This is a genomic window from Nitrospiria bacterium, assembly GCA_035517655.1.
In the GTDB taxonomy this organism is placed as follows: Bacteria; Nitrospirota; Nitrospiria; order JACQBZ01; family JACQBZ01; genus JACQBZ01.
In genome coordinates, this window is record DATIYJ010000035.1 from 87,328 (window position 1) to 100,109 (window position 12,782).

A 12,782-nucleotide genomic window follows, 5' to 3' on the forward strand; every position below is an offset into this window, starting at 1 on the left:
GTAAGAGATGAAAAGAATCTTGGTTACCGCTTCCGGCGGCGCGCCGGCGCTCGGTTTCGTACGATCCCTTCGCGACGCCCCGGAACCGATGTACATGATCGGCTGCGACTGCAACGAGTACAACCTCTTGCGTTCGGAAACGGATGAAAAGATCCTGATCCCCAAAGCAACGGATCCATCCTATATCCCTTTCCTTAAAAAGACCCTGAAGGAAAAAAACGTCGATTTTATCCACTGCCAACCGGATATCGAAGTGGGAATCGTATCGAAGCATCGCGATGAACTGGGCGTACGGACCTTCTTGCCGAACCAGAAAACGATCGATGTCCTCCGAAACAAGGCGGAGTCCTATCGATACTGGGAAAAAGCGGGATTGAAGGTTCCCAAGACCATTCTCGTCAATACCGTCGAAGATTTGAAGATGGCTTTCGAGCAATTCGGGCTCAAGATATGGCTGAGAGAAATCGAGGGAGCGGCGGGCAAGGGGTCCCTGGCTTCACCGACCTTTGATCTCGCGCGAGAATGGATCACGTTGCGCCAAGGATGGGGAAGATATACCGCCGCGGAAAAGCTGTCCCGAGAAACCGTCACTTGGATGTCCCTCTACAAGAATGGCGAGTTGATTGTTGCTCAAGGCCGGAAACGACTTTATTGGGAATTTGCCGACAGGACCCAGTCGGGGGTTACGGGGATCACGGGAACGGGAATGACCGTATCCGACCCGCGGCTGGATGAAACCGCCCAGAGAGCCGTCTTCGCGATTGATGGGAAGCCGAACGGCATCTTCAGTGTCGATCTGACGTATGATGCGGACGGGATCCCCAATCCCACGGAAATCAACATCGGGAAATTCTTCACCACCCATTATTTTTTTACAAAGGCGGGCCTGAACATGCCGTACATTTATCTCAAACTGGCCTTTGGAGAACCCCTCCCGGAAATACCAAGAATTCTGAACCCCCTTCCGGAAGGACTGCTTTGGATTCGAGGTATGGACAAAGAACCGCTGCTAACCACAATCGATGAAATCGAGAATGCAAAAAGAGCATTCAAAGAAACCCTCGGCTCGCTGAAAAACGATGGATAAGGCCAAGGTTTTGATCATAGGAAGCAGCGGCTTCTTAGGCCAAAGGCTCTGCGAAACCCTGGCCGGGGATGGTCACGACCTTGTCAGGGTCGGCCGAAGGCCGCCTTCGTCCCGTTTAATATCCGGTCCGTATTTCCAAATCGATGTCACGCAACGTGAAGGCTTGGAAACGCTTCTCGACCGGATCCCGGAGGTTCAACTTGTGATCTACCTGGCGGCGGCCACCCCTTATTCCCCGGAAACCCGCGATGATCTTACTTCCTTGCTAAAAACCAACATCATCGGGCCCTGTTACCTGTTAGAATGGCTCGATCGGGCGGGGCAGCACCTCGAGGGAATTTGTTTTGCCAGTTCGGTCGATGTTTATGGACCCGTAACGAAATCGCCCGTTGACGAACATTGTCTTACGCGGCCCGTGACGAATTACGGAATAACCAAATTGGCGGGCGAACTGCTTTTTTCAGACTATTGCGCAAAACGGGATATGCCCATGGCCGTCTTGCGGTTTACTCAGATTTACGGCCCGGCCGACAACAGCCCGAAACTTGTGACCGCCATGATGCGGGACGTCGCCGACGGCAAGCGCCCCACGATTTACGGGGACGGCTCGGACCTGAGAGATCTGCTTTTTATAGACGACGCCGTCGCATCGATAAAACGGTTCGTGGAAACCCGACAGAGCGGCACCTTTAACGTCGCCACGGGACAATCTTTCAGCGTTCTTCAAATCGCATCCCAAATCATGAAACAATTCGCAATCGATGAACCGCCCCGTTTTCTCGCAAGACAAAAGGACAAAGTCGACTTCGTGTTTGATACGAGCCGGCTGAATAACGATTTTGGGTTTAGAACAACGTTCGATCTTGAAAAAGGGCTGCAGAAAACCGCCCAATGGTTGAAGCATGAGCATGGAGTCTGATCTCGACAGGATCTATTTGGACTACACCGAGGAAACCGGATTTGAAAGGGTGCTGATCGATTACAAGTTTCAAGAGATCGCGAAGCACGTTCAGGGCCGGCGCGCGCTCGACCTCGGCTGCGGAATCGGTTTGCTGACGGAAAGACTCGGGGAAGTCTTTCATGACGTCATCGGCGTGGACGGTTCGCAGAAGAAAATTCACGCCGCCATGACGAAAAACCCTTCAAAGAACGTCAAATACGTATGTTCCTTGTTTGATGATTTTATTCCGCAGGGACATTTTGACACCATCACCGCCGCCAACGTGCTCGAGCATGTCGACGATCCGAAACAGTTTCTAGGAACGGTGGCGGGATGGCTCGCGGACGAGGGCGTATTGATCGTCACCGTGCCCAACGCAACGGGATTCCACAAAAAACTGGGAATGAAAATGGGCCTCGTGAACGATCTCTACGCGTTGACGGCGGAAGACCTGAAGAAGGGACACAGGAGAATTTACGACACGGAACGTTTGAGAGAGGAGTTCAGGGAGACCCCGTTAAAATTGAAATCGATCGACGGGATCTTTTTCAAACCCCTCTCCCATAAGCAGATGGAACGGGTCGACAGCGGGCTCTATCCTCTCCTGTACGGCATCGGAAGGAGCAGGCCTCATGACTGCTCGAGCCTCATCGCCGTCGCGGAGAAATAAATGGTGATCGCCATCGATCTGGACGGAACGCTTTTGGATGTCAAACATAAATATCACGCCGTTTATAGTTGTATCGTGAAGGAACACGGGGCGGTTCCTCTCGACTTGGACGTTTTTTGGGGAATGAAGAGAAATGGCGTCCCAAACAAAAAGATGCTGTCCGAAAGCCGCTGTTCCCTGGATTGGAACATCTATAGAGAGCGATTTGCGGAGCGCATCGAAGCCCCCGTGTATTTAAACCTGGATCGTTTGATGACGGGGACGGATGAATTTCTGGAGTGGATCGCCCATCCGGCCGAACCGGTGCTGGTTACGCTTCGAAAGAATGCCAAAACCCTTTCGGAACAACTAGAGCGGCTCCGTATAAACCGCTATTTCAAGAAAATAATCTGCGATACGACGGAGGGCATTGAACCGGCATGGCGGAAGAAGGAGTACCTATTCAAGACGAACCTGGAAGGCCAAAACGGAATCGTGATCGGAGACAGCGAGGCGGACATCAAAGCCGGAAGAAGCGTCGGCTTTGAAACCATGGCCCTCTCATCCGGCATACGGGCCGAGGAGATGCTCGCTCCGTACCATCCCGACCATCTATTTCCAGATATAAGGTCTTTGCTGTCCCATTTCATGAACAAGGGAGTGATGAAATGAGGATTCCCTTGGCCGATTTAAAGACCCAGTATTTCAGCATTAAGCCGGAGATCGATGCGGCCATCCAGTCGGTTATTTCGGATTCCGCCTTCATTCTCGGAAAGCATGTCAACCTGTTTGAAGAGGCGTTCGCGCGTTTTTGCGATGCAAGGTATTGCGTCGGAGTTGGAAACGGAACGGATGCGCTCATGCTGGCCCTCCTGGCCTGCGGGATCGGCCCGGGCGATGAAGTTATTACGGTTTCCCACACGTTCATTGCCACGGCGGAGGCCGTTACCCGGACAGGGGCGAAGGTCGTATTCGTGGATATCGACGACAATTACTGTATGGACTCCGCCCTGATCGAAAAGGCGATCACGGATCGCACGAAGGCCATCATTCCCGTCCATCTCTACGGCCGCCCGGCCGACTTGGATCCGATCTTGGAAATCGCGCGTCGGCGCAACCTCAAGGTGATTGAGGACGCGGCGCAGGCCCATGGCGCCACGTACAAAGGCCGAAAAGCGGGCGCGTTGGGCGACGCGGGGTGCTTCAGCTTCTACCCCGGGAAGAACCTCGGAGCCTACGGAGATGCGGGCGCCGTGGTTACAAACAACCGGGAGATTTACCGGAAGATTGCGGAACTCCGGGATCATGGAAGATCCGAAAAATATATCCACGCCGTGGAAGGCTACAATTCCAGGCTTGACGGACTTCAGGCCGCGATTTTAAATGTTAAGTTAAGGCATCTTGAACGATGGACGGAAGCCAGGCGCGGCGCGGCCCGAGCATACACTCTTGGTTTATCGACGATTAAGAATGTTTCCATTCCATCGGAACGCGAGAATACCTCTCATGTGTATCATCTCTATGTGATCCGGACCGGCTTGAGGGACAAGCTGCAGACGCACCTTAAGGACAACGGGATCCAGACCGGCATCCATTATCCCGTCCCCTTGCACGAGCAGCCGGCCTATCGTTCTCTCGATTATCGCCCCGACTCGCTTCCCATGACACATGACGCGGCGAGAGAAATCCTCTCTCTGCCGATATCCGCGGAGATAACGGAAGATCAAATCGAATACGTCTGCGGCAAGATCAGGGATTTCTACAATAACAAGCCGGAATGAAAGTATTAATCCTTACAAAATGCAAACGGCCCTTTTTACGAGGAACGATCGGAGGCGTCGAGGATTATATACAAAATGACCACGCGTTCGAGGGATGGTGGAGCGGTTTTAGGAATCACGGCCTCCAAACGCTTCTGGATGGACGGAGCCGCTTTTTTATTCCCCTGTCCGTAGCTTATCGGTTCCCAAAGCTGTATTTCTGGCTTTCCGGTCTCTTGTTCGTGACGGGACTTTCTCTCGTGGACCGGTATTGCCTGTCTCGATCGATTGAAAACAGGGTCTCGAACGAGAACATCGATCTCATTTTCACGGAGATCAACGATTTTCTTTCCATGGCATCGATTGATCGCATGAAAAAGAAAGGGGTCGTCGTCACAGAATGGTTCGGCGTTTTTCCGGACATGGTTCCGAAGAGAATCCTCCGGACCTTGGACCATTATTCCCACATTTGGTGTCCCGGAGATATCGTCGATGAATTCCGGAAACGCGGGGTAGAAAATCCGAATATCCATTACATCGAAACGTCATTCAACGAAAAATTCTTCCACCATGAATTTGAAAAGAAGTACGCTTACGACGTCTGTTTTGTCGGCGGAATCGGCAAGCCGCATTCGGGGCGCATCCCGATTCTTGAGAAGGTTGCGGAACGGTTCGAACGCTTCGCGTTTTACGGGTACGGCATCGAACAGGCCGGACGAAGTTCGGCATTGAGGAAACGATTCAAGGGCTGGGCCGATCATCACACGATGAGAAAGCTCTTCTCCAGCAGCAAGATCGCGCTGAATCTCACCCTGGATGGGTACGACAGAGTGAAAAAGGGGGTCAACGCCAGATGCTTTGAGATTCCCGCCTGCGGAGGAGCCCTACAGCTGTCCGCGTTTCACAGGAACATGAAAGACTATTTCAATGACGACGAAATCGCCTATTTTCATGATCCCGACGACCTTATTTCAAAAATTAACTATTATCTGAGCCGTGAGGGGGAACGTGTTGCGGTTGTCGAGAAGGCGCTCCAAAAAGCGAAGACGTACTCCTATTCCAACAAGGTTCCCGCGCTGATGAACATTATACAAAACGGCGGCAAACATCGCTCCGTGGCGTGATCCGATCGTCTCGGATCGCTGGGAAGGGTTTCGACTTTCATATGGACGCTTCGGATCTCGTTTTTATACTCAACAAACTGCTGGGGCATAAGCTTGTGCGCCCCTTGCTTGAGAACCGCTGGAGAACATCGCTTCGCGGAGAACTTCGAATCGGGGAACACACCGTACTGAACGGCGCAAAGCTCCTCGTCCGCGTACCGGTCAAGTGCTCATTGTTTGTGGGCCAATTCAGTCATCTTTCCTGCTCGCTGATCTTTGAAAAGGACGATGCCCGCATCCATATCGGATCACGAACCCACGTGGGCGGGGGCACGATTATCGACGCCGCCACATCGATCCAAATCGGCGATGATGTTTTGGTCGGGTTCAATGTGTTGATCGCCGACCACGACTCACATTCATTGAAATTCGAAGAGCGAAAAAATGATGTCCGGGATTGGATTCGCGGAATGAAAGACTGGACCCATGTCAAACGATCCCCGGTCCGCATTGAGGATAAGGCTTGGGTGGGCGCTCACTCGATCATATTAAAAGGCGTGGCCGTGGGAGAAGGGGCCGTTGTGGGGGCGGGGAGTGTCGTAACGAATGATGTTCCACCCTACACGATCGTTGCAGGAAACCCCGCCAAGAAGATAGGAGAAGTCCCCGTTGAAGACCGCTAACACCATGACCTGGGAGGAGGCGGTTCTATGGCTGAAACAACAGCCGGATCAAGTCGACCTTGTTCGGGCCTGTTTTTACGATGATCCCTTGCTGGAAGCGGCGGAGCGTTATTATCACTGTTCCGAATGGAAGGCGGTTCGGGAAGTCCTTCCACGCCCGCCCGGCAAGGCCCTGGACCTCGGAGCGGGCAGAGGGATATCTTCCTATGCGCTGACGAAAGAAGGCTGGATCACCACGGCGCTTGAACCCGACCCCAGCCCGACCGTGGGAACCGAAGCGATCCGGGCCCTGTTCCAAGAAGCGGGGCTCATGATCGAGATCAAAGAAGATAGGGGGGAGAAACTTCCCTGGGGTGATCACACGTTTGATCTCGTCCTCGGCCGGCAGGTGTTGCATCATGCCGCCGACCTTCAAAGGCTCTGTCGCGAAGTCGCCCGCGTGCTTAAGCCCGGCGGGATCTTTATCGCAACGAGGGAGCATGTCATCTCAAAGCGCGCGGATCTGGAAGACTTCCTGAAGGCCCATCCGCTTCATCGGTTGTACGGCGGCGAGAACGCTTATCTGCTCAAGGAATATCTTGGCTCAATCACAACGGCGGGCCTTGAAATTCAGAAAACCCTGAACCCGTTTCAATCCAATATCAATCTTTTTCCAGAAACACTGGACGACTTCAAAAAACGCCTCGCGAAAAAAATTAAATTCCCTTGGCCACACCTCATTCCCCGAACCCTGCTGACTCTTCTGGGTTCACAGTTTCGCCTGCCGGGCCGGCTTTATACCTTCGTTGCGAGGAAGCGCGATGCCGAATAAACTCGTCTGGGTCACAGGCGCTCACGGTTTCCTCGGACGCCATGTGGCCCGAGAATATGCCAAACGGCGGTGGACCGTCGTCGGTATCGGACACGGCGATTGGGCCCCGGCCCTTTGGAAAAGTTGGGGCATCGAAGAATGGCATCATCGGACGGTAAACCTCGACTCTCTGGCCGCCTGCGACGGAAATCCGGATCTCATCGTCCATTGCGCGGGAAGCAGTTCCGTCGGCTTTTCATTCAATTCGCCATTCGAGGACTTCCAAAAAACCGTGGCCAGCACGATGGATCTCCTGGAATTCGTACGGCTCAGATCGATCCGCGCAAAAATCGTTTATCCGTCAAGCACCGCCGTCTATGGATCGGTTCCCAAGGGAAAGATTTCAGAGGACACCGCTTTGAACCCAATCTCGCCCTACGGAACGCATAAAATGATCGCGGAACATCTTTTAAAATCCTACAGTTCTCATTTTGGAATCAACGGTTCCATTATCCGTTTTTTCTCCATCTACGGGAACGGGCTCACAAAGCAGCTCTTATGGGACCTCTGTTCCAGGCTTTCGGAAGCCCCGGAACAAATTGCTTTGTACGGCACGGGGAACGAAATTCGAGACCTGCTGCATATCGACGATGCCGTCCGCTTGATTCTGGCCGCTTCGGAGACCGTTTCCGCCGGCTGTCCTTCCTTCAATGGCGGATCCGGAACGGGCATTACCGTGAGAGAGATTGCCGAAGAGGTCCGCAACGCTTTTCATAGCACGTGCGCCGTCCAGTTCAACGGAATCGCCAGAAAAGGAGATCCGAGGTACTACCAAGCCGACACGAAACGGGCTGAATCCCTCGGATGGAAGCCGCAGCATCCTTGGCGAGAAGGCGTGAAAGAATACGTCGCGTGGTTTAAGGAGACGCACAATCTGAAATGAGGGTCGCATTTACGCTCATCGGGTTTGAAGGCTGGACGGGCGGAAGCCAATATCAGAGGCACCTTTTTTCGACAATGGCCTCCGCGCGCCGAAACCTCCTTCAACCGATCCTGTTCGTTGGACAGAAGGTTTCACAAGGAGAAATTGATCCCTTTCGCTCCTACGTTTCCGAGATTGTGGTGGACCCGTGCTTTGACAAATGGACCCCCAGCTGGGCGGCGCGGCAACTTTTAACGATGGTCGCTCAAAGGGATTCTCGGACTGAAAAGGTGTTTAGGAAGCATCGCGTGGACGTGGTGTTCTTTTCCGGATTTTTCGGAGCCCGATTCTCCGTCCCCGTAGTGAATTGGATCGCCGATTTTCAACACGCGCGAATGCCGAAAATGTTCTCCGCCAGGGAACGGCTGATGCGAAACTTCGTCTTTCGGATGCTGGCCCAATCCGCAAAACGGCTGATCCTGAACAGCGAATCCGTGAAAAGGGATTTCGAGGCGTTTCTCCCCGCCTACGTCGACCGCGTGGATGTACTGAGGTTTTGCGCTCAGATCCCCTTGGAGATCTACGAAGCAACTCCGTATAAGGAATTGCATCCATACGACATCCCGGAAAAATTTTTTCATCTACCGAACCAGTTCTGGAAGCACAAAAACCATTACGCGGTCATCCGGGCCTTGGAAACATTAAAGGACCGCGGCCGGAAGGTCTGTGTCGTGTGCACGGGAAAGGAACAGGATTACCGGCATCCCGATCATTTTGATTTTATCAAAAAGGAAATCTCGAAACGGGGGGTCGCGGATCAGATTTTTTTGAAGGGTCTGGTTCCGGTGCGGCATCTTTACCTGTTCATGCGTCAATCCATATCGGTTTTAAACCCGTCGCTGTTCGAGGGTTGGAGTACCTCGGTGGAGGAAGCCAGATCGCTCGGGAAACCGACCCTGCTTTCGGCGATCCCCGCGCACCGCGAGCAGAATCCGCCGGGAGGAATCTATTTTGATCCCCGGGACCCCGAAGACCTCGCGGACAAGATGTGGTCTATTTGGACGGATCGCGATGCGGGGCCCGATGTCGAAACCGAAAGAAAAGCGATTGTCGAGATGGAAAAAAGGGCGGCGGCATTCGCAGAGGGATTCGCAAATATCCTGAGAAAAGCCCTGGCCTAAGAAGACAAAAATGGGAGCTGGTATCCGACATCGACGGCCCGTCGGATTTCGAACAACCCTGTGCCCCGAATTTCCATGACCGGCGTTTTGATGATCAAAAGGTTCTTTCATGAACATACTCGCCTTTGAGCCCTTTGCCCAACGGGAAGGCCATTTTGCCTGTTATACGACCCGGGCCTGCCAGGCCTTGGCCTCATCCGGTCATCGAATCACGCTGGTCACGACCGAGATGGATCCCCGGCCTTATCTTTCGGCCGCACCGCAATTTAGGGTCATGAACACGGGGCCGAGCCGGTTGTTGGCTTTCCGGAAACGGGGGGCTGTGCTGGAAGGGCTCCTTCGAGGAGCCTCAATGATCTGGGACAATATCAGAGTATTATTTCGCCTCCTCGGGATGGTTCACAAGGAGCGGTATGACGCGATCCAATTCTTCGATTATGATCCCGTCACGACATATGGTATGCTGTGGACGGCCCTGCGGCTCTTGCAAATCCGAATGCCGCCGCTCTATTTTGTGGTGATTGCGGCGAATTATACGGCGGAAGACTATACAAATTCTTTTTATCGCTTGTACGGCAAACTTCATCACCGCATGAACAGAATTCTTCTTGCACGTTACGCAAGAGCGATCATGGCGGACGGCCTCTGGCGGCCCGGTGAACTGGAGGCTCAGTTGGGTCTGGAGACCGGGATCCCCCCGCTCTACCCGATTCCTCACGGGATCATGGTGGCCGAAAAACCTTATCCAAAAGAGGAAGCGCGTCGTGCGCTGGGGCTGCGCGACGACGGGATTGTGTTGTTGTATTTCGGCATCCTGAGAAAAGATAAAGGCGTGGAGTTGCTGATCGAGGCGATGGGTCGGGTCAAGGGCCCATGCAAACTCCTTCTCGCTGGCATGCCTTTCGATATCACCGAAGAGGCCGTCCGGGCCCTGATCCGCTCCCGCGGTTGCGAAGACAAGATCGTTGCGCATCTCGACTATATTCCCCAGAACCGGATTGCCTATTACTATTCCGCTGCGGATGCGGTGATCTATCCGTACAAGTCGCATTACAAGGGGACGGTTGGGACCTTGAATACCGCTTTGGCCTTCGGAAAGCCGGTGATCGGCACGGAACTCCGTTCGATGACGCCTTACTTTGAAGCCTCCACGATTGGAATTTTGGTCAAGCCGGACCATGTCGAATCGCTTCGCGAGGGGATCGAGCGGTTCATGTCATTATCCCGGTCTGAGATGGAGGCCATGACGCGCAACGGTCGGAAGATGGCGGAAGCCGATTCCTGGGCGTCTTTGGCCGAGCGGTTCTCGGAGGTTTATCAACGGCACCTGAGATGATTGGACCCGTCTTGAGAATTTGCCATGGACTCGCGGAAGACCGATGGATATCAAGGAACTTAAGAAGCACTGGGATGACTTGAGTAAAACGGATCCGCTTTGGGCCATCCTGACCGAGCCCGATAAAAAAGGTAATCGGTGGTCGCCGGATGAATTTTTCGAGACGGGCCGAAAAGAGATCGATGCCCTCATGAATCATGTCGGATCGCTTGGCATCCGGCTTCCGCGGAACAAGGCTCTGGACTTCGGTTGCGGTGTCGGAAGGCTGACCCAGCCGCTGGCCGAATATTTCAACGAAGTTTGGGGAGTCGATATCGCCGCGCCGATGATCGACCGGGCCCGAGAATATAACACGCACGGCGTTCGTTGCCGTTATATCCTTAACGACACGGTCGATTTGAAGCGTTTCCCGAATAATGAATTTGATTTGATTTACACCAACATCACGTTGCAACACATCGGGCCCGATTATACGAAAAATTATCTAAGCGAGTTTTTGAGGGTGCTGTCGCCGCAAGGGTTGCTCATCTTTCAGCTGCCGAGTCATCCGGCGACGACGTTAAAAGGGCTGATCATCCGCATGATACCGGCCTCCATTTTGGATACGCTCCGAGCCGGAGGATTGAAAGCGCTGATGCTCCACTCGATAAGTATAAATCAACCCCGATTGCAGATGCACGGCATCAGAATGGATGAAGTCGTCCGTTTTCTTAAGGAGCATGGAGCCAACGTTGTAGATATTCAATCCAATCAAAACTCGGGAAAAGGATGGGTCAGCTATCAATACAGTGCAATAAAAATGCGACCGGACCTTTTACAAAGCGATTCACCCCGATGATCCTCCAGCGGAACGTCCTTAAAACGATCGATCGTTTGGCCGGAGGCGCGCTGGTCCGGCTGCTCGGTCTCGTGACGGGCAGGCCGGTCGGGGAACCTTTCTCGACGATCCGGACGATCCTTGTGATCCGTCCCGGCGGAATGGGAGATGCGATCCTGTTGATCCCCATGCTCCGCGCGCTCAAGGCCCGATTTCCTTCCGCGACCATCCATGTCCTGGCCGAACGGCGGAACGCCGAAATCTTTGGTCTGACAACGAACCTTGTTTCGGAAGTGCTCTGTTACGACCGCATCGGGAATTTTTTGCGCGCGTTGGGCCGCCGATACGACGCGGTGATCGACACCGAACAATGGCACCGTCTCTCCGCCGTGACGGCGCGGCTGGTTCGCGCCGGAAGACGCGTCGGCTTTGCGACAAACGAACGGCGAAGGTTGTTCAGTGTTCCGGTCCCGTACGACCAAAACCGTTATGAAGCGGAGAATTTTCTGAATCTGATGGCGGCCCTCACCGGAGAGCCCGCTCGTTTTGATCCGGAGCAGCCGTTTCTGACGGTCGGAACCGCGTCCATGGATCATCCGCCCGGCGAGCAACGCGAGCGAGCCCCTAAAAGCGTGTTGCTCGCACCGGGAGCAAGCTATCCCGAAAAACGGTGGGGGTTGGAAAAATTCCGACAACTGGCGGAATGGCTCGTCAATAACGGCTATTCAGTCGGGTTGATCGGGGGACCCGCGGATGTTCAGACGACCGCGCCGATCGCCGACGCCTTGCCGGTCCGGAATTTTTCCGGACGGACCACCCTGCCTGAAACGGCGCGGCTCGTCGCAGTCGCGGGATTGGTGATCGGCGGCGACAGCGTGGCGCTGCACCTGGCCGCGGCTTTCGGCGCACCGTCCATTGCCTTGTTCGGCCCGACACCACCGTCTCAGTGGGCGCCTCGCGGTAAACGTCATCGTACGCTCCATCATCCGCCGCCGTGCAGTCCCTGTTCCCGGTTCGGTCATATCCCTCCCTGCCCTTACAACGTGGATTGCTTGAATCGGATTACGGTCGAGGAGGTTTGCGCGGCGGTCCGCGAAATTATGCCCCCCCACGTTCTGAAGCCTCCGGGTCATTAAAGAACCTTTGTGGGAAAAATGTCCTGGAAAAAATTCCATCGATGGTCTTGGCTGGTCCCCGTTCTGCTGGCTCTGGCGTTCAACTTTAACGTCCTTCAGAACGGGTTCGGCTGGGACGATGAATCGATCATACCGCATCTAAAGTCGCCCGACCGTTGGACCGATTTATTTTTACCGGCCCAACCTCCGCCCCATTCCCCGATATCGGCCTATCTGCATTTTCGTCCGTTGACTGCAGTTTCATATTATTTGGACCATTGGCTTTGGGGCGATCGGCCGTTTGGATTTCATCTCTCGGTCTGGCTGGCCCATGCCCTCAACACCGCCCTCCTTTTTTTCCTGGCCCGAAACCTGATCCGGGGTGTCGGACCCTTGCAA

General features: G+C 54.0%; 14 protein-coding genes. All 14 read left to right on the forward strand.

Annotated elements, in window-relative coordinates; all coding sequences use genetic code 11:
- The first annotated feature begins 7 nt into the window (after nt 1-7).
- A complete protein-coding gene (locus VLY20_07180) occupies nt 8-1,087 on the forward strand; it encodes a carboxylate--amine ligase (GenBank protein HUK56423.1) in 1,080 nt (359 codons plus the stop codon).
- Nucleotides 1,080-2,006: an NAD(P)-dependent oxidoreductase gene (locus VLY20_07185; GenBank protein ID HUK56424.1), complete on the forward strand. Its 927-nt coding sequence runs from the start codon at nt 1,080-1,082 to the stop codon at nt 2,004-2,006. The genes VLY20_07180 and VLY20_07185 overlap by 8 nt, the downstream gene beginning before the upstream one ends.
- Nucleotides 1,996-2,697, forward strand: coding sequence for a methyltransferase domain-containing protein (locus VLY20_07190; protein HUK56425.1), 702 nt, complete (start codon nt 1,996-1,998; stop codon nt 2,695-2,697). The genes VLY20_07185 and VLY20_07190 overlap by 11 nt, the downstream gene beginning before the upstream one ends.
- Nucleotides 2,698-3,348: an HAD family hydrolase gene (locus tag VLY20_07195; protein ID HUK56426.1), complete on the forward strand. Its 651-nt coding sequence runs from the start codon at nt 2,698-2,700 to the stop codon at nt 3,346-3,348.
- Nucleotides 3,345-4,457 carry a DegT/DnrJ/EryC1/StrS family aminotransferase gene (locus VLY20_07200; protein ID HUK56427.1) on the forward strand — a complete coding sequence of 371 codons (1,113 nt, stop codon included), beginning with the start codon at nt 3,345-3,347 and terminating at the stop codon, nt 4,455-4,457. Before VLY20_07195 ends, VLY20_07200 begins: the two co-directional genes overlap by 4 nt.
- Nucleotides 4,454-5,560: a glycosyltransferase gene (locus VLY20_07205; protein ID HUK56428.1), complete on the forward strand. Its 1,107-nt coding sequence runs from the start codon at nt 4,454-4,456 to the stop codon at nt 5,558-5,560. Before VLY20_07200 ends, VLY20_07205 begins: the two co-directional genes overlap by 4 nt.
- 41 nt (nt 5,561-5,601) lie before the next feature.
- Nucleotides 5,602-6,222 (forward strand): acyltransferase, encoded by a 621-nt coding sequence (locus VLY20_07210; protein ID HUK56429.1) that lies wholly within the window; start codon nt 5,602-5,604, stop codon nt 6,220-6,222.
- Nucleotides 6,209-7,033, forward strand: a complete 825-nt coding sequence (locus VLY20_07215) for a class I SAM-dependent methyltransferase (protein HUK56430.1) — start codon at nt 6,209-6,211, stop codon at nt 7,031-7,033. Before VLY20_07210 ends, VLY20_07215 begins: the two co-directional genes overlap by 14 nt.
- Nucleotides 7,023-7,955: an NAD(P)-dependent oxidoreductase gene (locus VLY20_07220; protein HUK56431.1), complete on the forward strand. Its 933-nt coding sequence runs from the start codon at nt 7,023-7,025 to the stop codon at nt 7,953-7,955. Before VLY20_07215 ends, VLY20_07220 begins: the two co-directional genes overlap by 11 nt.
- A complete protein-coding gene (locus tag VLY20_07225; protein ID HUK56432.1) occupies nt 7,952-9,115 on the forward strand; it encodes a glycosyltransferase family 1 protein in 1,164 nt (387 codons plus the stop codon). The genes VLY20_07220 and VLY20_07225 overlap by 4 nt, the downstream gene beginning before the upstream one ends.
- Before the next feature lie 109 nt (nt 9,116-9,224).
- A complete protein-coding gene (locus VLY20_07230) occupies nt 9,225-10,451 on the forward strand; it encodes a glycosyltransferase (protein ID HUK56433.1) in 1,227 nt (408 codons plus the stop codon).
- 43 nt (nt 10,452-10,494) lie between these two features.
- Nucleotides 10,495-11,289 carry a methyltransferase domain-containing protein gene (locus tag VLY20_07235; GenBank protein HUK56434.1) on the forward strand — a complete coding sequence of 265 codons (795 nt, stop codon included), beginning with the start codon at nt 10,495-10,497 and terminating at the stop codon, nt 11,287-11,289.
- The gene (locus VLY20_07240) at nt 11,286-12,404 is read left to right on the forward strand and encodes a glycosyltransferase family 9 protein (protein ID HUK56435.1); all 1,119 of its coding nucleotides are present in this window, start codon (nt 11,286-11,288) and stop codon (nt 12,402-12,404) included. Before VLY20_07235 ends, VLY20_07240 begins: the two co-directional genes overlap by 4 nt.
- 18 nt (nt 12,405-12,422) lie before the next feature.
- Nucleotides 12,423-12,782 (forward strand): hypothetical protein (locus tag VLY20_07245; GenBank protein HUK56436.1); only part of this gene is annotated, 360 nt, incomplete at its 3' end.